We start from the raw sequence: 21,259 nt of genomic DNA, 5'->3' as shown, positions 1-21,259 counted from the left end.
GAACTTCTAAGTTAAGTGTTATGTATGACGAACTAGCGATCGCTAATTTGTCAACTACCAAAAACAATATTTTAAATCCAAAATCCTGATATAGAGACGCGATTTATCGCGTCTCTACATCAATAACCCTTAACTCAAACGGATTGTATTTTAAACAAGACGCTGCAAATGCGTCTAGATAAATTATCCCTACCTGAATCCGAAATGATCAACGGGCAATTATTTTTCTGGATTAGACTTTTGTCTGTTTTCCTTGACTTCGCGCAACCGTTCTACTAATTTTTTATCCGATTCAGGAGCAGATGTAAACTGACCCTGATTGATTTTCGGCAACAATAAAGGTTCAGAAGTAGTAGCTGCCGATGAAGGCGTAAACTGATTATTTTTAATTTGCAATTCAGATAATGGTTTGGGAGTAGCTGCTGGTGTAGTTAATGGTTTGAGAGTACCTGTTGGTGAGGATGTAGGCGGGTTATTTCTGATTTGTAAATTAGGTAATGGTTTAAAAGTAGCTGCTGGTGAGGGAGTAAGCTGATTGTTATTGATTCCCGGTGTAGATAATGACGAGGGGTTTTGCTCTTGAGTAGTCCCAGTAAGATTGCTCGTGCTGTTTTGGAAACGTAGGTTAAATGGATAGGAACTAATCTGTTTATCACCCTTGGGGGATTGCTTGTTGAAGTATTGTCTTGCTTTTAATTGCAATTCTGGGGAAATTAACTTGTCTTGAAATTTGATATCTAAGACTTTACCATCAGGATCTACAACCAATACTCCCAAAACAGCACCTTCAAGATTTGACTTATTCGTGGATAATGTTTGGCGGATGACTGGTTTTTGTTCAGCGTTGGGGTATTGTCGCTGGACTTCCTTTCTCAGGTTGGCGTAAGAGTCTAGCTGTGCAATTGCCTGTTGAGTTCCCTTCGTTGATAAATCCGTTGCTTGTAATGTGCTTCCCCTAGTTCCAATTAAAGTACCCCCATTCGTTGGAGCTTGTTTTAGAGAATTTATTAGCGGATTTTGAGCAATTGTAGACGACGCATTTGGAATTGGTTGCGTCATTTGCGAAGTCGTATTTAGCTGTGCTGTATTTACCTGTGCTGTTGCAATGGGTGTACTGTCAGATAAGATTGGAGGCTGGGGATTCCGCAGAAGATCGGCAGGTATTTGCTGTGACTGCAATTCTGGCAACCTATTTACAGGTAGCGGCTTAGGTGGCTCGTATTTGGCGACGCTCTCACTTACATTCACCCGAGGAACTGGTCGAGAGAATCTGGCGCTGGTATTAAATTTAGAACTATCAAATTTAGACGCGTCAAACCGCAAATTATCACTCGGAATCATCCGCAAAGACTGCTTTGTAGGCAAGGAAGAGACTCGATAGTTATTCGATGATGCTGGTAGCGGAGGTAATACTAGCTGACTGGATGGTGATGGTGCTAATGGGGTTAATCCCGGTTGGAGGCTAAAGTTTGGAGCCGCAAGTGGGGCGACTGGAGGTAATTGTTGTAAACCAATTTTGGGTGTACTTTGCGGCAAACGGTTTTGGTCGGCTTGGCTCAATTCCAAAAGTCCAACTGTTTTGGATGATGCTGTTTCTTTAGGCTTGTCAGACTCCATCGGCATCAATGGTACGATCATGGCGATCGCACCGTGGATACCAAGGGAGGCTATAGCTGCTATCCCAATTGGCTGACTTAAGATTTCTGGTATATTTTTCAGCAGGGAGACGTAAGACATGGCTGTTATCGTTCACTCACTCAGTTACAGTTGACTAGCGATTTTATCTTTCCGACATTGCAAGATATTGCAATATATGCGTTATTCATAAGGAAATGATAACTTCCTCTGCTGGCAATCAAAACGCCAAAATTGCCATTTATTCAAGTTTTTAATTAATCAATGACGCTGCATCATATTTTCAAAATTCGAGCTTGCTAAAGAGTTATTTGAAAAATTACTACTTTTGATTTTTTATTCTTATGACGCACACAATTAAAATTAATATCTGGGAGTTTTATTAAAGTTTAAGTAAATGCACAAGTTTGAATACATCAAAACATCTGCCGAAGTGACCTTGTTTTTTCAACTGTTTTTCAGTCAACTACACTTCTGTAACAGATGACACATGTGTTTGTCCGAGACTGGGCCCTATTTAAGAATACTACCACATCAGCAGCTCCTCAAACTGTTGCAAATTGTACAATTTTATTGACATTTTAGCCTTAAATGTCACCAAGGCTATTGCTTTTTTCTTCAAGGAGTGAGTCAGGCGATCGCAATTCTAGCTCTTGAATATGACTACTTCTTCGTCAAAAAAGTTCAAACCCTCAATCATTGCATCCAAAATTTAAAATGCCGTTACCGACAGTTATTTTGCCTGGATATCTAGAAAGTGCGATCGCTTATCGCCAACTAGAACAATCTTTACAGCAGTTGAATTTTCCCACGGTTACAGTCCCACTGCGACGGCGTGACTGGCTCCCCACTTTGGGAGTAACACCTGTAATACTGATTCTGCAACATCTCGATTACACAATCAAGCATATATTACGTGAACATAATGCTACTCAAATTAACTTAATTGGTCATTCAGCCGGAGGTTGGATATCCCGCATTTATATGGGAGAAAAGCCCTATTTAGCGCGCGGTGATGTCAAACCATTTCTTTGGCAAGGACATCCCTTAATTGCTAATCTCATCACCTTGGGTACACCCCATATTAGCCAAGAACGCTGGACACGCTCCAATCTGGATTTTGTTACCAATAACTACCCTGGAGCTTTTTACAAAAACGTTCGTTACGTTTGTGTGGCTGGCAAAACTATCTTTGGGAAAAGGCAGCCTGGTAGTTGGTTAGCTTACAGTAGTTACCAATTAACCTGTGGTAAGGGTAACACTTGGGGAGATGGGATTACGCCCATTGAAGCTGCTCATTTGGAGAGAGCGGAAAATCTGGTGATTGAAGGTGTCAAGCATTCTCCCAGAAGTCCTGGAATTTGGTATGGCTCACCAGAAGCCTTAAAAGCTTGGGTACAGTATTTGATTTAAAAAACTTTATTTTTATATAAGAAAAGTAAAAACTATTAAAATTTCTTAGCTAAAATCGTAATAAGAATAAATACTTAGTTAAGAACAGGAGGGGTGAGCTATGCAAAGCACCCAGTTCGATAAGATTTTGCGACGAATAGCGACGATATTATCAGTCGTGATTTTGACTCTGTGTTTAATTTATATCTCTACCGGAATTTTGCTGTCTTTTTACTATGAACCGACAGCAGGCGGAGCTTATAACTCCTTAAAGATGATTAATACACAACTGCCATACGGTTGGTTGTTTTGGAGAGCGCATGATATTGCTGGTAACGCGGTAATTGCGATCGCTCTAATTCAAATTGTGGTGATGTTTTTGGGTCGACAATTTCGCAAGAGTTGGCTGGCTGCTTGGATTAGTGTGATTTTGTTAACCCTGAGTGCGATCGGGCTGGATTGGACAGCAATGATTTTAGATTGGACTCAGGAAGGGTACTGGCGTTTTAGCATTGAGCTAGGAACCATCGAAGCCATTCCTTTGATTGGTGGGCAACTGCGCGAAATCCTGACTGGTGGTGGAGCCATTAACACAATTACCGTCGAACACCTTTACACAATCCACAGTTATCTGATTTCGGTAACGACGCTAATTCTTGCCATAGTACATTTGTCTGCTTTACTCTGGCAGGAATGGCAAATGTATCAAGAAGCGCCAAAACCAGAAAGCGAATTTATTCCTTCTCAAGGCTAATAAAGAGTCAAAGAAGAGTAAAAGGGGCAGTGGGTATAAGGAAGAGACAAGGTAAATGGGGGAGACTTGTTCAATAATTTCCCCTTGTCCCCCTTGTCCCCTTACTTCCCCTGCTCCTCTGCTCCCCCGCTCCCCTGCCCCTCTGCCCCAATCCCCTCATCCCCCAGAAGCCTCACTAGTAGAAAGTTGAGATAATTGAGCAAGGGATAGGTCTTCAACCTCTGGTAACTTTTCTAGAGAGAGGGGAGTGGATTGGGTGGCACCAGATAAGCGTTTTAAAAGGCTAGGTCTGGGGTCATGCAATAGATAAATAATGCGATCGCCAATTTCCCAATCTTGGTTTGCTGGCATTACTTGTAAGCGTTCTGCTCGTTCTACCAATAGCGGTATCAAATCCCCAGTCCGAATCTTTTCTTGGATGCGATCGTATTGAGTCGAAAACTCTAACTCATCTAGCGTAGTTGTCCCTAATTTCACTCGTCCATCATTCAAATATTCATTCCAAGTTTTGATCGCTAAGTCTGGAATAAAAGCTTGATTAACTTTATTACTAGTCGAGGTACTCGCTTGCGGATCGCGGGGAAAAACAGCTAAGACGCGTGGGGGTTTAAACTCCTCAGCTGCTCGTTGAGCCAAAACAAAATTCACCTCGCCATTACTTGTCATAGCCAAAAAAGTACCTATAGAAGCAAGTCCGGCCTCTTCTAAAACCGCAGCATCTAGAGCACTACTGGCAATAACCCGGAGATTTTGCGCCTCGGCTTGTACAAGACATTCGGGGTCAGTATCAATCATCACCACGTTTTCTCCCCGTTCTTGAAAGAAGCGGGCAATCAGAAGACTCAAGGGATTACAACCCACAATCACTGCCCCAGTTACGTCCTTGGAGGTGATTTGCAGCCATTTGGCAACCCAGCCAGCTGTTAGCCCTTGGCAGACAACAGTCATGATAATTGTCAGGAAAACTAAAGCTTTGATGGAATCACCACCGTTAATGCCTCGCTGTGTCAACGAAATCGCAAAAAAAGAAGCTACAGAGGCAGCAACAATTCCTCTCGGAGCAACCCAGCTTAAAAACAGTTTTTGTCGCCAGTTGAGGTCACTGTTCCAGGTACACAAGAGAATATTGATCGGGCGAACGACAAACATTAGTACCAAAACGGTGAATAAACTACCCCAACCCAAAGCAAACACACTGGCAATGGATAGGTCAGCAGCTAATAAGATAAATAGCACCGAAACGCTGAGAATTGTCAGCTGTCCCTTAAAGCTGCGTAACAGACGTTCTTCCGGGACTGAGGAGTTAGCAAAGACTGCCCCTGCAACTACTGTTGTCATGACTCCCGATTCACTGCGGATCATCTGCGATAAGGTAAACAAGCTCCAAAGTATCGCCAACACTACTAAGTTTTTTAGCTCAAATGACAGAAAACTGGCGCGTTTGAAAATCAAACTCATCAGATAACCGCCAGCACCACCAATTGCTGCTCCAACACCCAAACGTATAAGTAAACCGACGATCGCATTGATCGGGTCAGCATCGCCGTTCAAAATTGTATCGAGCACAACGAAGGCGAGGATAGCCCCTACAGGGTCAATTAAAACCCCTTCTCCTTCCAAAAGCGTTGCCACTTGTCGATCTACATTGATTTGTTTGAGCAATGGCCCAACGACGGTTGGCCCTGTCACCACGACTATGGAAGCATAGAGAAAAGCTATGTTCCAGGGAAATTCACCCAGCCAGTGAGCAGCCATGCTCCCGCCAAGCAGGGTGATTAGCGTTCCTTGAGTGACGAGCAATTGTAGGCTGACTGAAACTCTACCTAACTCACGCAGATCCAAGTTAAGTCCGCCTTCAAACAAAATGATTGCCGTTGCCAGGGCGACTATAACTTCCAGTCCAGTGCCTAGCGAATGGGGATGCAATAGCCCTATACCATCGGAGCCAAACAAAATGCCCAACAGCAATAACAAGACGATGCTGGGTACACGAAGGTATGCAGCCAGCACTTGGGCGCTAATGCCTGCAAAGACAGCGATCGCCATCTGTATGGTGATTTCAAAAGATGCTTCCATATTGTAGATTTTGAGCGATTTATTTCAAAATCTCTTGTAAAAAACCGTAGATATTAACTCTACAGGGTACAACATCATACCCTTTGTTCCTTGCTGTCTTCAGTGTTTTTTAGAGATGTGTATGCTCCGAAATTCCCGGCGCCCAATGCTGACACACCCTGCGGCTGACCGCAGAAGCATCTACGAACTTTTTTATCTGTCTCCATATCTTTGTATCTTCTTCAAGCTTTTGCTTCCACCCAGTTTAGCTGCCACAAACTTTTTTTGGCAAAACCTGTTGACAACGGCAAGGAAATTGGTTACCTTATAAAAGGTCTGAGTCCGATGCCCCCATCGTCTAGAGGCCTAGGACACCTCCCTTTCACGGAGGTAACGGGGATTCGAATTCCCCTGGGGGTACTTAAAAACAATAAAAAGCAAAAGCTTTTTTATTTGAAATTTAGCAATAAAAACCATCATTCAGGAATACATCTGAATGATGGTTTCTTGTTGTTATGCATACGGTTCTTTGCTAGCTAGTTCTTCTACACGTTGGTGAATAGCCAAAAGATTTAACCGCAAATCTTTGCTCAGACGATTTTCAATAATTCCCACTGGCATAGTGAGTTTAGGCCAAACTTGAATTGTGTAGGACAGATTTGTTCCTAAAGACTCACCGAAAGAATAAGGCTCTAAGCACCAGCTACCAGAAAAGCCTTTAAAATCTCCCTCTACCATGCGGAAATTAATTGTTTTAGGGAAGCATTCTTCCAAATCTAGAACTACCCGCGCACAAAAGTTGAAATTCAGTAAGCGTTGGGAGCCTACTTGCTCCAGTCGAATTCCACCATCGGGATGCTCGATTAAACAACTCTTGGCCAGGTTGGGGAGGAAGTCTGGTAAGGCTTCATAATTTGTCAAAACCTTCCAGATTTGCTCCACTGGATGGGGAATTTGGACTTTAGCGCTGATTTGCCGCTGCCGCTCTGCTATTTTCTCAATTTGAACTTCTACCTGAGCAAGCAAATCCTCTTCTAGGTTGGTGTCATCAGTGGAAGATTGCAAATCAGGGTTCTCTGTTGCGTTCTGTTTTTTAGTCACTTTCAGAATTATGGTTTGCTTTCGTCAGAAAATTGGGGCAGAGTCAAGGTGAAGCAAATTTCGCTCTGTTCAGAATCCGATATTGGGAGACTTTCAACAGCGATCGCTCCATCTAAATGCTGCACTAAAGACTTGACTAAAGCAAGTCCCAAGCCAGTCCCTGGAGTCCAGCGACCTTTTCCACGGCGGAACTTATCAAAGATGTAGGTCGCTTCTTCTTCAGAGATGGCACGTCCTGTATTCGTCACCTTCATGATAACTTGATCGATTTGCTGATCGACTCGGTGAGACGCTTCAAGGCGAACTATTGTATCAGACTCTGAATATTTACAGGCATTAGTTAATAATTCTTGCAGGATACGGTCAAAACTCTCCAGTTCAGTTTGCAGTTTGAGCGATTCCTCCGGCAAATCTATAGAAATTTTTAATCCTTTTTCGCCAAGTTTTTTCTCAAAAGATGCTGCTATATCCTGAATTCTAGTATTTAAATCTATAGATTCTAATTGTGGGGCTTCGTGAGGCGATTCTAGCTTTTGGAGTGTCAACAAGTCATTAATCAAGTTGATTTCTTTTGAACATTCCTGCTCAAGAATATCTAGATATCTACCCTGACGCTCTGGCGCTATTCCTGGCAAACGCAAGTTTTTTATTGACATCAGCATATTTGTCAAAGGATAGCGTAGGCGATCGCTCATATTACTCAAAAATTCATCTTTGAGTTCATTAAGTTTCCGCAGCTGCTCGACATACTGGCGGGTTCTTTCATGCAATTTCGCTTGGAGTTCTATACTACTCTGGAGTTTCGCCGTCCGATCGTCTACCAAAGTTTGCACTTGACGCAATGTCTGTGACTGAATGATGGCGTTACTCATTTGAGCGCAAACCATTTCCACAAGATTTAATTCTTCTGGTTGCCAATTGCGAATCACAGCTTGCTGTAGCACCAAGAAGCCTAAAATTTTACCTTGACTTTCCAATGGCACTAAAAGTACCGCAGGCAATTTCTCTATCGCAAATAATGGAGCAGCTGTTAAGGTATCGTTTTGATCTGTATAGTCATCGAAGATTACTGGTTTTCCAGAATCCATGAAGGCACGCTGGCATAAACCACAGTCTGAAATCAAGAAAGACTCAGTTAAGGTGTCTAGTTTACTAGTGCTAGAATTTTGTGTTTCTCTAGCCCATTGGGCGATTACACTAGCTTTCGCTTTGGGGATTTGTTTTTTAGCTTGAGTCTTAAATAGTGGATCTGTATATTTTAGTAAGATGAGCAAACCCCGATCTGCCTGTAGAGATTCGGCTGTTGAGGCGATAACTAACTGAAGCATTTGATTTAGCTCCAAGTTGCTACGACTCAATATGGTTAATTGCTTGATCAAGCTTTGATGGTGCTTGCTTTTTTGCAGGGACTGCTCTTGATGAGTAATTTGTTGAGCTTGTGCCACTCCAGAAAAAGCAATCGCGCAAGCCGACTCCACTTCTTTGAGCAATTGTTTTTCTGATTCACTCCATTCATAAGGTTGGAATTTAATCAGATTAATCACTCCATTATTATTGCCACCAAACCGAGTCGGAATTGCCAAAACCGCTTTTATCGGTAGTGGTAAATATTGACACCCAATTACCAGACTATTTTGAATTATGGAAATGTCTTCAATAGTCAATGGTTGGGCAGCACATTGTAGCACTGGCGAGTGCATAAGCAACTGTTCCATCGAAAACATTTCTTCTGGGTGTGGCAACCCTAGATACTCATCAGCACACCAATTAGTCGTAGTTGTTTCGTCTGATGTCTCACCCGCCACAGAAACCAAGCAGCAGCAATCCACTTGAAAAGCAACTCCTAGCAATTGGGCAATCTCTTGCAGCATCAAAGCCGTAGCAGAGTTATTAGCAATGATTTGGTTAATCTTTTGTACCAACTCGCGGGCAGGTTCTTCCTGATGCTGCATCAGCTTGACTTGATAAGGTTGTAGTCGATCTATGTCATCTACGTAATGTGGCAGCGATGATAAAGGCTTTTTCATTTCTGGCACGCCCTCGGATAGTAACCCCATTGTTCTTGCACCCAACCTCTTGGCATATTCTTCACCGTTAGTTGTGTTGCTATACCTTGATAATTGACAAATTTTGTGTGAATACTTTCTCTCACCTGTTATAGCCCTTTTCTATATCAGATGGCCAAATTTCCACCACATCAAGCAAATTGCTACATTGGAACATAAGTAATAAAATACTCAAAATATCCTATAAATGCTTAAGTTAGCTTATTTTTAACTGCACTGTCTGGAAATAATTTACTAACTTTATCCTGTCTGTAAGTATACATAAACCGTAATTTCTCTGGAATCACAGCAAAATTCCCCTTTTGAGCGCGTAAAATTACGTAACTTGCTTTATAAAGCTTTATTACATTTATTGAAAAAACTAGTAGGTTTAACAAGCTACTCCTCGATCTCCGTAACTCTCAGTAAAATATCAACAAAAGTAAAGGAGGCACGAGGAGCTTGTTCTTGCAGTGTAGGCTTCTCTTCTCTAAAAAAGGCTGCATCAACGAGACGCACTCGTGTTCAGACCCGATCTACACTGATAGCGTAACTATGGTAGCGAGTTCATAAGCGTCTTGTTCCCAACTTATGGCAGAAATTTGGAGTAGAGCTTAAATATAAATAAATTCTTGCTCGCTAGAGATTGCAGCTGTTCTGGCTAAATGGTGAATGCAGCCCAGTTATTAGTAAAAATAACTGGGCTGCATTAATCTGAATATAAAAAACCACATCTATTTTCAGAACTATATTTTTTAAAGTAGTAAGAGCATTTTTTACTCCCTGCTGGTAGGGCGGGCTAGATGCCCTCCCTACACCAGGTTTCAAAATAGACGAAGTTTATCCAGCCAAGCTCTCGACACTCAGAGGAACCATATCGCCATTCCTCGTTAGTCCTAACAACATCGGTTCTTGGGGTTGAATTAGTTGACCTGTAAGCACACAGCGTTCTTCTTGCTGAGCTGTGGCAGCTATGCTAGCTCGAATGTCGGATCGCGAAAATCGAGGCTTCCACTCACCTGATTTTTGCTGGACATAATTCCAAAGGATATCTCGGATCAGAGCTTGATATCCCTGATTCCCAGCTATTTCTTTGAGTTTATCTTTGAGTTCCCGTTCTAGGCGAATGCTGGTAACTTCCATATCGGTGGTTGGGGTGCGAGCGATCGTATGCATCAGTTTTTCTCCTTAAAGGTATAGACAGGATAGTAATACAAGTGTAGTATGTTTAAAGGAATGTTCAATAGGTGAAATTTTCTGTGAAATCAATCTACCCCATCTCTACTTCAATTTTGTGTGCCACCAATTGCCGAACCAATTGGGAATCAGGTGCTATGGAAGTGGAGTATTTATTTATGGGCGATGGTAGCCGAAATCATGGGCAAATCACAGAAGGTAATGATGATTATAAGTATGTAGCCATTAGTGCACTAATTGCAAAACCACAACTAGATCAAAAAAGCGGGGGGTACAGGCAAAGGAATCCTGTACCGATATGAGACCAGAAAATTTTCCGGTCAATTCTAACCCCCGCTTCACCGAAAACTTGAAGCGGGGGTTTTTTTATAAGGAGTTAAGCTGTGACGATATCTCCCATGCGCGGCGCGAACGCAATGCAAGTGTTAGAGCAATCTGTGGTGGTGTTTTCTCAAAATTACTTGCCACTATGTCGGGTCAATATCAAGCGGGCGATTGTGCTGTTAGTAACCAACAAGGCGCAACCGTTGGGTTTTACCACAGAAAGCGGATGGCAAGTTCACTCACCCAGTTTGGTAATTGATGTGCCAAAACATATTCGCTTGACAATCACTTCTAATGAGCGGATGTGGAAAGTTCCGCCAGTGAATCGGCGGGAAGTATTGCGACGAGACCATCACAGTTGCCAATATTGTGGCAGCAGCAAACATCTAACGCTAGATCATGTGATGCCACGTTCTAAAGGCGGTTCTCACACTTGGGATAACGTAGTCGCAGCTTGTGAAAGATGTAACTCCCGTAAAGGCGATCGCACCTTGTTTGAAGCTGGTATGCAACTGTGTACCAAACCAAAAGCGCCAATCCACCCCGCGATTTCTTTTGCTGAACAGTTTTGGATAGATATGCAAGCAAACCTGGAATAACAGGAGAGCATAAGGAATGCTGAAATTAACTTACACTGAAAGCAGTTTTGATTTGGAATGTGTCACTCTGTCGCTAGAAGAATGGGTAGCGCAACGAGTGATTTTAGCCCTGCGAGTTGGGCAAAGTTTGTGCATTGAACCCAGTACCGCTTCCTTTTTGCTTCCTGTTGACTTACCAGGAGTAGAAGTACTCAGGGCTGAGGTAAAAAGAGATGACAGAGAAATCATTGCCCTCTGTGCGTGCGATGCCGAATATATGGAAGTCACCCTGCGGGGTTCTTGGCTATCAGCTAGTTCTAAGGATTCTGTCGGTGTGTTTGTCACCACTATGAGCGATCGCGCTGAGTTCTTTTTGCACAAACTTTGGCAGGAAGCTCAATCTTGTGCTTCTGTCATGAGCGAATAAACCAAATAGTCGGGTGACTCAATTTTGGATTTTGGATTTTAGATTTGTTCTCACGTTGAAATTCGGGGGTAACTCTTGGAGACCTGCGAGAACAAACATTTTGGGATTTCGGATTACTCAATCCAAAATCCCAAATTTAAAATCTAAAATCAGGTGAGGAGAATTTCTCACCCTTTATTGCGTCATTTTTAGTAGTTCAGGAATTGTTACAAATCGGTAGCCTTGCTGTTTGAGTCCGGTGATGATTTGTGGCAAAGCTTGTACAGTTCTTTGGCGATCGCCACCACCATCATGCATTAAAACAATAAAACCAGGTTTCGCGCCTTTGAGGACATTATTTACAAATGCCTGCGGTTTGGCATGAGGATCGGTATCAGCGGAAGTTAGCGACCACATAATTACAGCATCTTTCTGGCTTTTGGCGTAAGCGGCTAGTCCATTATTTAAAAAGCCTCCAGGAGGACGAAACAGAGAAGTTTTGACTCCTGTAATTTTGTATATCAGATCCGCTGTGCGATCGATTTCACTTTTAGCTGTGGCTTCATCCATTCGCCGATACCAATGATGCCAAGTATGGTTGCCAATGGCGTGTCCCTCGGCTACTTCACGCTTGGCTAAGTCTGGATTTGCTTGTAAAGCTTGTCCTACCCAAAAGAATGTGGCTTTAACATCATTTTGCTTCAAGATATCCAGCATTTCTAGGGTTGTCTTTGGCCAGGGCCCATCATCAATGCTGAGAGCAATAACCTTTTCATTGTTGCTGGGTTGCACCTTATAAACAGTTTTTCCCTGAAATTTAGCTGGGACTGTAAAGGTAGGGTTTTCTACTTTGGCTGATGGCGGTACCTGGGCATTAATTTGGCCCTTCGCTGGATCTTGAAGTGCAGTATGGATTTTGCTTACTGGCTGGTTCAAGCCCAATTGTGGGGAAATAGTTGGAGCAATACTACAAGCTGTAATACTAGAGGCGATCGCGACAAAACTAATTATCTGTTGTCGCTTGAAGGAGTTGTCTGTCACGTCAGGCTTTTAAAAACTCAACCAAGCATAACTGTAGTTTTACTTTTCAGAGTGGTTAATTAAGTTCAAACCTAAGCGTAGAAACTTTTCTAGACAATTTCAAAAGTTTTTTCTAAAACCCCTTGACACCTCTTGTAGTATTTTGTAGTATGTTTGTAGTGAGGCGAAAGACAAAGCTTCTCAAGAGTCAAAGTTATGTTCTACATCCAACTAAAGGACAGGCGTTGGAATAAACCAAAGTCCTCAGTCAATAAAGCTGTTTCTACTTGCAAACCATCGGCAGTAGAAGCAAGAAACGAAAAAAGTTCTAAGTTTGCACTCATCAAAACCACTGAATACATCCGTAATACACAACAGGCTTGCTACCTAGAATTTCGGTTGTTTTCCTAACAGTTAAAAGTCAATTATCTGAACCTTGAAAACTAAATAAGAAATGGGCAAGTTCACCAATAAAATCTGTGCCTAAAAACCTCAAAGTTTAAGCACAGATTCTCAAAAATCGGGGTGTAGCTCAACAGGCTAGAGCGTTCCGTTGTCTGCGGAAATGTTGCGGGTTCAAATCCCGTCACCCTGGTTGTAGTCCCGTAGGCGAATAGTTTAAGCCGTCAGTTTCTCAAGCTGAAGATTGCGAGTGCGAATCTCGTCGGGACTCCCAAATGGTCAGGTAGCCAAGTTGGTAAGGCGTTGGTCTGCAAAACCGATTAGCGCGGGTTCAAATCCCGCCTTGACCTCTGTCGCAGCGTAGCTTAATCAGCAAAGCCCCAGGTTCATACCCTGGTATATGCGGGTGCAAATCCCGCTGCTGCCACCAAATGCAGGGATGGTGTAACGGCAACACCTCGTGACTCCAAATCCGATGTTCTGGGTTCAAATCCTAGTCCCTGCGTCAATCATGCCCCTGTGGACGAATGGTTAAGTCGCTGTTCTTTCAAAGCAGAAATTGCGGGTTCAAGTCCCGTCAGGGGAATCATTATGGGTCGGTGGCCGAGTCTGGTTGAAGGCGACAGTCTGTAAAACTGTTCTTTTTTGCGCGCAGGTTCAAATCCTGCTCGACCCACTATGGAGAGGTGGCTGAGTGGCTCAAAGCGTCCTCCTGCTAAGAGGAAACGGGTAGTTAATATCCGTCGCAGGTTCAAATCCTGTTCTCTCCGTTTTGAGAGTGTGGTGTAACTGGATAACATCTCAGTCTACGAAACTGAAGACGTGAGGGTTCAAATCCCTCCACTCTCGTTACATGGGAGAGATGATGGAGTGGCTGATTCGAGTTGAATTAAACCAGTCCACTGGGTAAAACCCATCTCTCCTCCTTATCCCCCGGTAGCTCAGTTGGTAGTTAGCGCCTGTCTGAAGAACAGGAGGTCGTCGGTTCGATTCCGACCTGGGGGGCTTCGTTGCCTCATAGCTCAATGGTAGAGCAAGCGGCTGTTAACCGCGCGGTTGTAGGTTCGAGTCCTACTGAGGCAGCCATTCATTGCCGGGTGGACGAATTGGGAAGTCGCATCGCTCTGAACGATGAGGTTGCAGGTTCAAACCCTGCCCTGGCAATAAAGCCCTGTAGTGTAATTGGCAACATAGCGCCCTTTGAAGGCGAAGATTCCAGGTTCGACCCCTGGTGGGGCTGCCAAACTCTGCTCTTGTAGCCCAACCCAACTGGAAGAGGCTGCCGTCTCAAAAACGGTATGTTGTGGGTTCGATTCCCACCAAGAGTACCAAAATTTGCTCCTGTAGCCCAATTGGAAGAGGTGGCAGACTTAAAATCTGTTTAGTTGTGGGTTCGACTCCCACCAGGAGTACCACGGGATGTAATTCAGTGGCCAGAAGCCATGCTTTGGGAGCATGGAGTCGCAGGTTCGAGTCCTGCCATCCCGATATGCCCCTGTGACGGAACTGGCATACGTGCTGGAATCAGAGTCCAGATTTTGCAGGTTCAAATCCTGTCAGGGGTACTAATGCTCTCGTGGCGGAACGGAAGACGCACTAGATTGAGGATCTAGTTTTTTGCAGGTTCAAATCCTGTCGAGAGTACCAAAATATCTGGGTGTGGCGCAGTTGCGAGCGCCGGAGTTTCAGGAACTCCAGGTCGTAGGTTCAATTCCTGTTACCAGCTCCAGAATGCGGATATGGTGTAACGGTAGCATCTGAGTCTTCCAAACTCTAGGCACGAGTTCAAGTCTCGTTATCCGCTTTAAAAATTTGCGGGTGTGATGTAATCGGTAGCATCTGAGTACGCCATACTCAGTGCGTGTGTACTCTTCGAGAACGCTGCGCGAACAAGTCCCTCCACTCGCTTGCGTAGTCCTGTAGCTTCAACGGTAAAGCAAGTGCCTTACAAGTAAGAGGTTGCAGGTTCAAATCCTGCCAGGACTACCAAATATTGGGAGTGTAGCTCAATGGAATAGAGCTTCGAGCTTCTACCTCGAAAGTTGTGGGTTCGAGTCCTACCACTCCCGTTTGAAAATGTCTTTAATTTTGAATTTTGAATTTTGAATTTTTATGGGGTCATAGCTCAAATGGTTAGAGCGCCTGCCTTGCAAGCAGGAGGTTATGGGTTCAATTCCCATTGATTCCACTGATGATGGTGTCTGAAGCCGAAATGGTCGAGGCGCTGGTTTGTGGAACCAGTCATAGCGGGTTCAAGCCCCGTCAGGCACCCCTGAATGGAAGATGCCGCTGAATGGACGGCAACTGGTCTTGAAAACCAGGGTATGGGCAACTGTAGGGGTTCGATTCCTCCATCTTCCACCTATCCACCTGGAGCCGAAAAGCGAGGCGCTGTGCTGATAACACAGAAATAGGAGGGGCAGTACCTCCCTAGTGGATTTATATCTAATGTTGGTATTACAAATCGCACTTGCTCATTTCTTTTTCAAATTAACTAGGGTGGTTGGCATACCGGCTGTGCAGCGGGCTTTTAACCCGCAGAAATAGGTTCGACCCCTATACCACCCACTAAACAATTAAAAATTAAAAATTAAGAATTAAAAATTGCAATCTTTGTTAGGCTTTTGGCAATTGCTAATATTCAACTTAAATGCACGTTGGGTTATGAATAGCAACTAGCGATCGCTAGTTGAGCATGTTGCAATAATACATCTTTATCCAAAGCATGTATGGGATATTGCGGTGTTACTGCCAGTAGTTTCTCAATTCTTTCTCTGGCTGCTTCTACGACTGCTTCATCTAAGCTACCGTTACTGAGCGAATCAGCAAAATCTTCAGCAATCCGATAAGTTCTTTCAATAGATGATGAATTAATATTACGCGACACAATAAACAGGTCGCAGCCTGCATTAAATGACCGCGCCACAGTACCAGCTTTCATAAACATATCTGAGATCGCTTTCATATCCAAATCATCAGATACAACTACTCCTTCAAAGCCAAGTTCCTTTCTAAGTATGGTTTTGAGGATAGCCTGAGAAAGCGTTCCTGGGACATCAGGATCTATCTTGGGAAATAAGATATGGACAGTCATAATCAAAGGAATCTGTACTTCGATTAAGGCTTTGAAAGGTATAAGTTCTCGAAGTTGCAGGTCTTCTATAGTTAAATTCAGTATTGGTAGCTCAATGTGAGAGTCCTTGCTGGTGTCTCCATGTCCGGGAAAGTGTTTGGCACATCCCAAAATTCCGGAATCTCGAAGTCCAAGGTAATAGTCACGCGCACCTTGAGTGGCAGTTTCGGGTGTGTTACCAAAGGCGCGAGGCCCAATCACGGGGTTGTCAGGATGGGAAAAAATATCTGCTACAGGTGCCCAAGATAAATTGATTCCCAGTGATTTGAGTTCTACTGCTGTGGCTTTTGCTACTTCATAAGCGTGCGATCGCAGCAAAAAAGCGTGAGGAAAGCGGGTAATTGGCGATGGTGTACGAATTACACGACCTCCTTCATGATCGAGAGTGAGGAACATGGAATCACGTTCAGTATATTCTCGTATCTGGTTATTCAAATCCTTGAAGCTTTCCAGCCAAACCTGATATGGGGTGCCATCCAAAAAGTTCTTAGCAAAAAAGATCGCCCCAATCGGTTTTAATTCATTGAGTGCGCGTTTATCGTCATCGCTTAATGTAGTGCCGGAAATACCTAAAATTAAGTGATGTCCAAAGCGCCTTAGCTCCTGCGATACAGCCATAATCTTTTACCTGTTCAACCTAGAGAACATAAACATTTATCCTACACCCTTATAGAGAGAGGAAAGTTTTCTTTAAGTAATGCCCCTGATATTTCCTAATAGCAAATACACAAATTAGCCAAGAAATCAACTACTTGAAGACAACTTTTAAAAATAGCTATTTTCAGTCAAAGGAAATACTTTTGTTTCCCGAAATCACTTGCATGTAAATATAGATAAAGTGCACGCCGCAAAGCTATTGCCAACAATGGTATTGGCAATTTGTTTGGACAGGTGCGCATAGGTAAAATTCCCTTTGGCAAAAGTTTTTTGGGGAAGCGATCGCACAATAACTGCCAAATGTAACGGATTGCAACGTATAATGAAAACGATAAATCGGTTAAGAAATATTGAAGAGCAGTAGGGTTACATGCGAGTAGCGATCGCGGGAGCGGGACTAGCAGGACTTTCCTGCGCGAAATATCTTACAGACGCAGGTCACACACCCATTGTCTTGGAACGTCGAGACGTTCTAGGCGGTAAAGTGGCCGCGTGGAAAGATGCTGATGGAGACTGGTACGAAACAGGTCTGCACATCTTTTTTGGCGCATATCCGAATATGTTGCAGTTATTCAAAGAACTGGACATTGAAGATCGATTGCAGTGGAAAGAACACACAATGATCTTCAACCAACCAGATGCACCTGGTACTTACAGTCGCTTTGATTTCCCAGATTTGCCAGCACCAATTAATGGTATAGTGGCAATTCTGCGAAACAACGACATGCTGACATGGCCAGAAAAAATCCGCTTTGGCATCGGGTTATTGCCGGCCATGATTCAGGGGCAAAAGTACGTTGAAGAAATGGACAAATATTCCTGGACAGATTGGCTGCGTAAACACAAAATTCCAGAACGGGTCAATAAAGAAGTTTTTATTGCTATGGCCAAGTCGCTGAACTTCATCGGGCCAGATGAAATTTCAGCAACCATTCTTTTAACTGCCCTCAATCGTTTCCTCCAAGAAAAAAAAGGCTCGAAAATGGCCTTTCTGGATGGTTCGCCAACAGAACGATTGTGTCAACCTCTAGTGGATTACATCACCGAACGCGGTGGAGAAGTCCGTTTGAATGCCCCTTTAAAAGAGATTTTGCTAAACGCCGATGGTAGCGTCAAAGGTTACTTGATACGGGGGTTGAATGGAGAGGAAGATGAAGTTTTCACGGCGGATTTGTATGTATCTGCCATGCCGGTTGACCCTCTGAAGGTGATTTTGCCAGCACCTTGGAAAGAAATGAAGTTTTTCCAAAAGTTAGACGGGTTGGAAGGCGTACCTGTGATTAACGTGCATTTGTGGTTCGATCGTAAACTTACGCAAATTGATCACTTGCTATTCTCGCGATCGCCCCTCCTAAGCGTTTATGCTGATATGAGCAATACCTGCCGTGAATACGCCAACCCCGAACGCTCGATGCTGGAATTAGTTCTAGCCCCGGCAAAAGATTGGATTGCCAAATCCGATGAGGAGATTGTGGCTGCAACTATTGCCGAGTTAGAAAAACTCTTCCCCGACCACTTCGGGGGAGACAATCCAGCAACATTGCTGAAATCTCATGTGGTGAAAACGCCCCGTTCAGTTTACAAAGCGACCCCTGGTCGTCAACAGTACCGTCCCTCGCAAACAACCCCCATTAGTAACTTCTATCTCTCAGGGGATTACACCATGCAACGCTACTTAGCCAGTATGGAAGGTGCCGTACTTTCTGGTAAGCTGACAGCGCAGGCGATTTCTGAGGCCCTCCCGGTAGCAAATTCCTCAAACCTGCAAACGCTCACCCGACCGCCCGCAACGAATGCTGCAACTGCCTGATTCCCCGCCGCGCATGAAAACGCTGGTCTCTGTAGACGAGTCATACAAACTTTGTCGGCATCTCACAGCAAAGTATGCCAAGACTTTTTACCTGGGTACTTTGCTGATGAGTCCGGTAAAACGTCAATCTATTTGGTCAATTTACGCTTGGTGTCGCCGTACAGATGAATTGGTGGATGGCCCCGCATCTGCTATTACCACGCCAGAAACCCTAGACCTATGGGAACAGCAGCTGGAATCGATTTTTGCGGGGCGTCCATTAGAAAATTACGATGTAGCTTTAGTTGATACCCTCCAGCGCTTTCCGATGGACATTCAGCCATTTCGGGATATGATTGCCGGTCAGCGCATGGACTTATATCGCAGTCGTTATGAAACCTTTGAGGATTTATACCTCTACTGTTACCGCGTTGCTGGCACTGTTGGCTTAATGTCAACATCAGTTATGGGTGTGGATAACACCATATATGCAGCACCGTGGCAACAGAACAAACAACCTTATATTCCCATAGAAGAAGCGATCGCTCTCGGAATTGCCAATCAACTCACCAACATCTTGCGGGATGTGGGAGAAGATGCCAAACGCGGACGGATTTACATTCCCCTAGAAGACTTGGCAAAATTCAACTATACCGAGCAAGACTTCTTCAAAGGTGTGGTAGACGAGCGTTGGCGGGCATTGATGCGCTTTCAAATTGACCGCGCCCGTCAATTTTACACCACATCCGACCAGGGAATTACTTATTTAGCATCCGATGCCCGTTGGCCTGTATGGGCAGCATCAATGCTGTACGGTCAAATTTTGGAGGCGATTGAAGGCAACGATTACGATGTATTCAGTCAGCGGGCTTTCGTTCCCCAGTGGAAAAAGTTACGCACCTTGCCCATAGCTTGGATGCGATCGCAAGTCCTTTAAAAAATTAGTCATTTGTCCCTAGTCTTTAGTCATCAGTGTTTTATAGATAACCAACGACGAATGACCAATGACAAATGACTATTGACTCTTAAGAGCAAGTCTGGTAACATTGATATTCGTGAGTCAGGAGAGGTGGCTGAGTGGTCGAAAGCGGCAGATTGCTAATCTGTTGTACGGCAGGCAACTCCGTACCGAGGGTTCGAATCCCTCCCTCTCCGTTTTTCAGCTTTTGATACACAGAGTATATTCTGTGTAAAAAAGAAATACTAATATCGGCGTAAATATTTCTACTCCTAAAGATAGATGATATGATCTATCTTTTGGAATCTTGATAAGATCCAGCTAAGTTACAAATCTAGTTTGGATTTTATTTTTAGGCTCCTAAGTGTTTTGAGGAGTGAAAGTAATTTATGAGAAAAATTAGTGCCGCTTTAAGTTTAAGTATAGCTACCCTTGCGGCTGGGTTTCTACTTGGGGCTTGTGGTGATAACAGTAACCCCAACGGCACAGCTAACAACGGAAGTACCGCAACTCCAGCGGCAAACTCAACTACTACAAGCAGTGCTAAAGGGCTAAAAATTGGTTCCCTGTTACCGACGACAGGCGACTTGGCTTCTGTAGGACAGCAAATGTTAGGTTCTATACCTTTACTGGTCGATACGGTCAACGCTTGCGGTGGGGTAAATGGCGAACCTGTTACTTTGGTGCAAGTAGATGACCAAACCGACCCGAAAGCTGGAGCTGCCGGTATGACCAAACTAGCAACTTTAGATAAAGTTGCAGGTGTCGTTGGCTCCTTTGCCAGTAGCGTTTCTAGTGCAGCAGTCTCCATTGCCACACCGAATAAAGTCATGCTGGTTTCTCCTGGTAGTACCAGTACCGTGTTTACCGAAAAGGCACAAAAAGGCGACTATAAAGGCTTTTGGGCGCGTACAGCTCCCCCCGATACCTACCAAGCACTAGCCTTAGCCCAACTTGCTAACAAAAAAGGTTTCAAGCGAGTTTCTACAGTCGTGATTAATAACGATTATGGCGTAGGGTTTGAAAAAGCATTCGTGCAAACTTTTGAAAAATTGGGTGGAACTATAGTTAATAAAGATAAGCCTGTCCGCTACGATCCAAAAGCCCAGACATTTGATACAGAAGCGGCTGCTACTTTTGCTGGGAAGCCAGATGCAGTCCTAGCTGTAATGTATGCGGAAACTGGTAGTCTGTTCTTGAAAGCCGCCTATCAGCAAGGTGTGGCGAAGGGAGTACAGATTCTGCTGACAGATGGGGTAAAATCACCTACTTTTCCCGAACAAGTTGGCAAGAGCGATGATGGTAAATATATTTTAACTGGAGCGATCGGTACAGTACCGGGTTCCGATGGTAAAGCACTAGAAGCTTTCAACAAACTGTGGAAGGATAAAAAAGGTGGTGCGCCAGGGGAATACGCTCCTCAAGCTTGGGATGCAGCTGCTTTATTAACATTGGCGGCGCAAGCTGCTAAGGAAAATACAGGCGTTGGTATAGCCAGCAAAATTCGGGAAGTTGCTGATGGCCCTGGCACAGAAGTTACTGATGTCTGCGAGGGACTAAAGTTACTTAAAGATGGTAAAAAGATTAACTACCAAGGAGCTAGCGGCAATGTAGATGTTGATGCTAACGGCGATGTCGTTGGTGTATACGATGTTTGGACAGTAGGAGACGATGGCACAATTAAGGTGATTGACAAAGTTACCCCTAAGTAGAAATTAGGAGTGAAGAGTGAAGAGTGAAGAGTGAAGAGTTATGAGTTATGAATTAAGAATTAGGAGTTAGGAGTGAAGAGTTATGAGTTATAAGTGAAACA

At 43.9% G+C, this 21,259-nt stretch carries 16 protein-coding genes and 27 tRNA genes; 35 read left to right on the top strand and 8 right to left on the bottom strand.

All coding sequences use genetic code 11. The features are described 5' to 3' along the window. Positions 1-219: 219 nt before the first annotated feature. On the bottom strand, positions 220-1,737 hold the full coding sequence (locus RM049_RS01140; RefSeq protein WP_322702857.1) for a hypothetical protein: 1,518 nt from the start codon (positions 1,735-1,737) through the stop codon (positions 220-222). 615 nt (positions 1,738-2,352) lie between these two features. On the opposite strand from RM049_RS01140, the gene RM049_RS01135 reads away from it, so the two are divergent. Next, complete coding sequence (locus tag RM049_RS01135; RefSeq protein ID WP_322702856.1) at positions 2,353-3,048, top strand: lipase; 696 nt, start codon at positions 2,353-2,355, stop codon at positions 3,046-3,048. Between the two features lie 100 nt (positions 3,049-3,148). Beyond that, positions 3,149-3,781, top strand: coding sequence for a cytochrome b N-terminal domain-containing protein (locus RM049_RS01130; protein ID WP_322671787.1), 633 nt, complete (start codon positions 3,149-3,151; stop codon positions 3,779-3,781). Positions 3,782-3,937: 156 nt separating this feature from the next. On the opposite strand, the gene RM049_RS01125 is transcribed toward RM049_RS01130, so the two are convergent. Continuing rightward, complete coding sequence (locus tag RM049_RS01125; RefSeq protein ID WP_322702855.1) at positions 3,938-5,857, bottom strand: cation:proton antiporter; 1,920 nt, start codon at positions 5,855-5,857, stop codon at positions 3,938-3,940. Positions 5,858-6,183: 326 nt separating this feature from the next. Here RM049_RS01125 and RM049_RS01120 point away from each other — a divergent pair. Continuing rightward, positions 6,184-6,256 (top strand) — tRNA-Glu (locus RM049_RS01120). Between the two features lie 93 nt (positions 6,257-6,349). Here RM049_RS01120 and RM049_RS01115 read toward each other — a convergent pair. From RM049_RS01115 to RM049_RS01105, 3 genes are all read right to left on the bottom strand, one after another. Further along, the gene (locus tag RM049_RS01115) at positions 6,350-6,937 is read right to left on the bottom strand and encodes an SRPBCC family protein (RefSeq protein WP_322702854.1); all 588 of its coding nucleotides are present in this window, start codon (positions 6,935-6,937) and stop codon (positions 6,350-6,352) included. Between the two features lie 8 nt (positions 6,938-6,945). Beyond that, entirely contained in the window at positions 6,946-8,994 is a 2,049-nt protein-coding gene (locus tag RM049_RS01110; RefSeq protein WP_322702853.1) for a GAF domain-containing sensor histidine kinase, read from the bottom strand. 828 nt (positions 8,995-9,822) lie between these two features. Next, the gene (locus RM049_RS01105; protein ID WP_094347436.1) at positions 9,823-10,158 is read right to left on the bottom strand and encodes a hypothetical protein; all 336 of its coding nucleotides are present in this window, start codon (positions 10,156-10,158) and stop codon (positions 9,823-9,825) included. A 71-nt stretch (positions 10,159-10,229) separates the two neighbouring features. On the opposite strand from RM049_RS01105, the gene RM049_RS01100 reads away from it, so the two are divergent. The 3 genes from RM049_RS01100 to RM049_RS01090 all read left to right on the top strand — a co-directional run bounded on the left by RM049_RS01100 (position 10,230) and on the right by RM049_RS01090 (position 11,508). Beyond that, positions 10,230-10,481 (top strand): hypothetical protein, encoded by a 252-nt coding sequence (locus tag RM049_RS01100; protein ID WP_322702852.1) that lies wholly within the window; start codon positions 10,230-10,232, stop codon positions 10,479-10,481. A gap of 114 nt (positions 10,482-10,595) precedes the next feature. Continuing rightward, positions 10,596-11,102, top strand: a complete 507-nt coding sequence (locus RM049_RS01095; protein WP_322702903.1) for an HNH endonuclease — start codon at positions 10,596-10,598, stop codon at positions 11,100-11,102. A 16-nt stretch (positions 11,103-11,118) separates the two neighbouring features. Further along, on the top strand, positions 11,119-11,508 hold the full coding sequence (locus RM049_RS01090; RefSeq protein WP_322671782.1) for an alr0857 family protein: 390 nt from the start codon (positions 11,119-11,121) through the stop codon (positions 11,506-11,508). A 174-nt stretch (positions 11,509-11,682) separates the two neighbouring features. Here RM049_RS01090 and RM049_RS01085 read toward each other — a convergent pair whose 3' ends face one another. Next, positions 11,683-12,528, bottom strand: coding sequence for a polysaccharide deacetylase family protein (locus tag RM049_RS01085; RefSeq protein WP_322702851.1), 846 nt, complete (start codon positions 12,526-12,528; stop codon positions 11,683-11,685). Positions 12,529-12,728: 200 nt separating this feature from the next. Next, positions 12,729-12,851: a hypothetical protein gene (locus tag RM049_RS01080; RefSeq protein WP_322660210.1), complete on the bottom strand. Its 123-nt coding sequence runs from the start codon at positions 12,849-12,851 to the stop codon at positions 12,729-12,731. Positions 12,852-13,028: 177 nt separating this feature from the next. Here RM049_RS01080 and RM049_RS01075 point away from each other — a divergent pair. The 25 genes from RM049_RS01075 (at position 13,029) to RM049_RS00955 (ending at position 15,477) form a co-directional block, all read left to right on the top strand. Continuing rightward, positions 13,029-13,102: transfer RNA gene (locus RM049_RS01075), tRNA-Asp, on the top strand. Between the two features lie 4 nt (positions 13,103-13,106). Continuing rightward, positions 13,107-13,183: transfer RNA gene (locus RM049_RS01070), tRNA-Glu, on the top strand. 3 nt (positions 13,184-13,186) lie between these two features. Continuing rightward, a tRNA-Cys gene (locus RM049_RS01065) sits at positions 13,187-13,259 on the top strand. Positions 13,260-13,263: 4 nt separating this feature from the next. Further along, positions 13,264-13,339: transfer RNA gene (locus RM049_RS01060), tRNA-Met, on the top strand. 3 nt (positions 13,340-13,342) lie between these two features. After that, positions 13,343-13,414 (top strand) — tRNA-Trp (locus RM049_RS01055). 9 nt (positions 13,415-13,423) lie between these two features. Then, positions 13,424-13,495 (top strand) — tRNA-Glu (locus RM049_RS01050). Positions 13,496-13,502: 7 nt separating this feature from the next. Continuing rightward, positions 13,503-13,585: transfer RNA gene (locus RM049_RS01045), tRNA-Tyr, on the top strand. Between the two features lie 4 nt (positions 13,586-13,589). Beyond that, a tRNA-Ser gene (locus RM049_RS01040) sits at positions 13,590-13,679 on the top strand. Positions 13,680-13,683: 4 nt separating this feature from the next. Further along, a tRNA-Arg gene (locus tag RM049_RS01035) sits at positions 13,684-13,758 on the top strand. A gap of 81 nt (positions 13,759-13,839) precedes the next feature. Then, positions 13,840-13,914 (top strand) — tRNA-Phe (locus tag RM049_RS01030). A 6-nt stretch (positions 13,915-13,920) separates the two neighbouring features. Continuing rightward, positions 13,921-13,995, top strand: a tRNA-Asn gene (locus RM049_RS01025). 5 nt (positions 13,996-14,000) lie between these two features. Further along, positions 14,001-14,073: transfer RNA gene (locus RM049_RS01020), tRNA-Gln, on the top strand. Positions 14,074-14,076: 3 nt separating this feature from the next. Then, positions 14,077-14,152: transfer RNA gene (locus RM049_RS01015), tRNA-Gln, on the top strand. A 6-nt stretch (positions 14,153-14,158) separates the two neighbouring features. Next, positions 14,159-14,240: transfer RNA gene (locus tag RM049_RS01010), tRNA-Leu, on the top strand. Positions 14,241-14,246: 6 nt separating this feature from the next. Beyond that, positions 14,247-14,324: transfer RNA gene (locus RM049_RS01005), tRNA-Leu, on the top strand. Next, positions 14,325-14,397 (top strand) — tRNA-Pro (locus tag RM049_RS01000). A gap of 3 nt (positions 14,398-14,400) precedes the next feature. Next, positions 14,401-14,474, top strand: a tRNA-Leu gene (locus tag RM049_RS00995). A 5-nt stretch (positions 14,475-14,479) separates the two neighbouring features. Next, positions 14,480-14,556, top strand: a tRNA-Leu gene (locus RM049_RS00990). Positions 14,557-14,642: 86 nt separating this feature from the next. After that, positions 14,643-14,713 (top strand) — tRNA-Gly (locus RM049_RS00985). A 109-nt stretch (positions 14,714-14,822) separates the two neighbouring features. Further along, positions 14,823-14,898: transfer RNA gene (locus RM049_RS00980), tRNA-Val, on the top strand. A 6-nt stretch (positions 14,899-14,904) separates the two neighbouring features. Beyond that, positions 14,905-14,978, top strand: a tRNA-Arg gene (locus tag RM049_RS00975). 45 nt (positions 14,979-15,023) lie between these two features. Continuing rightward, positions 15,024-15,097, top strand: a tRNA-Ala gene (locus RM049_RS00970). Between the two features lie 9 nt (positions 15,098-15,106). Further along, positions 15,107-15,180, top strand: a tRNA-His gene (locus RM049_RS00965). A 7-nt stretch (positions 15,181-15,187) separates the two neighbouring features. Continuing rightward, positions 15,188-15,270: transfer RNA gene (locus RM049_RS00960), tRNA-OTHER, on the top strand. Between the two features lie 136 nt (positions 15,271-15,406). Continuing rightward, a tRNA-Lys gene (locus RM049_RS00955) sits at positions 15,407-15,477 on the top strand. Between the two features lie 94 nt (positions 15,478-15,571). On the opposite strand, the gene RM049_RS00950 is transcribed toward RM049_RS00955, so the two are convergent. After that, positions 15,572-16,660 carry a glycoside hydrolase family 3 protein gene (locus RM049_RS00950; protein WP_322702850.1) on the bottom strand — a complete coding sequence of 363 codons (1,089 nt, stop codon included), beginning with the start codon at positions 16,658-16,660 and terminating at the stop codon, positions 15,572-15,574. Positions 16,661-17,069: 409 nt separating this feature from the next. Here RM049_RS00950 and pds point away from each other — a divergent pair, with 409 nt between their 5' ends. From pds to RM049_RS00930, 4 genes are all read left to right on the top strand, one after another. Next, entirely contained in the window at positions 17,070-18,509 is a 1,440-nt protein-coding gene (pds, locus tag RM049_RS00945; protein WP_322702849.1) for a 15-cis-phytoene desaturase, read from the top strand. Then, complete coding sequence (gene crtB, locus RM049_RS00940) at positions 18,493-19,425, top strand: 15-cis-phytoene synthase CrtB (protein WP_322671778.1); 933 nt, start codon at positions 18,493-18,495, stop codon at positions 19,423-19,425. Before pds ends, crtB begins: the two co-directional genes overlap by 17 nt. A 126-nt stretch (positions 19,426-19,551) precedes the next feature. Continuing rightward, positions 19,552-19,643: transfer RNA gene (locus tag RM049_RS00935), tRNA-Ser, on the top strand. A 192-nt stretch (positions 19,644-19,835) separates the two neighbouring features. Continuing rightward, positions 19,836-21,158: an ABC transporter substrate-binding protein gene (locus RM049_RS00930; protein WP_322702848.1), complete on the top strand. Its 1,323-nt coding sequence runs from the start codon at positions 19,836-19,838 to the stop codon at positions 21,156-21,158. Positions 21,159-21,259 lie beyond the last annotated feature (101 nt).

Source organism: Nostoc sp. DedQUE04 (assembly GCF_034530995.1).
GTDB lineage: Bacteria > Cyanobacteriota > Cyanobacteriia > Cyanobacteriales > Nostocaceae > Nostoc.
Note: the sequence above shows the minus strand (reverse complement) of the source record. Positions and strands in the feature narration are given on the sequence as shown.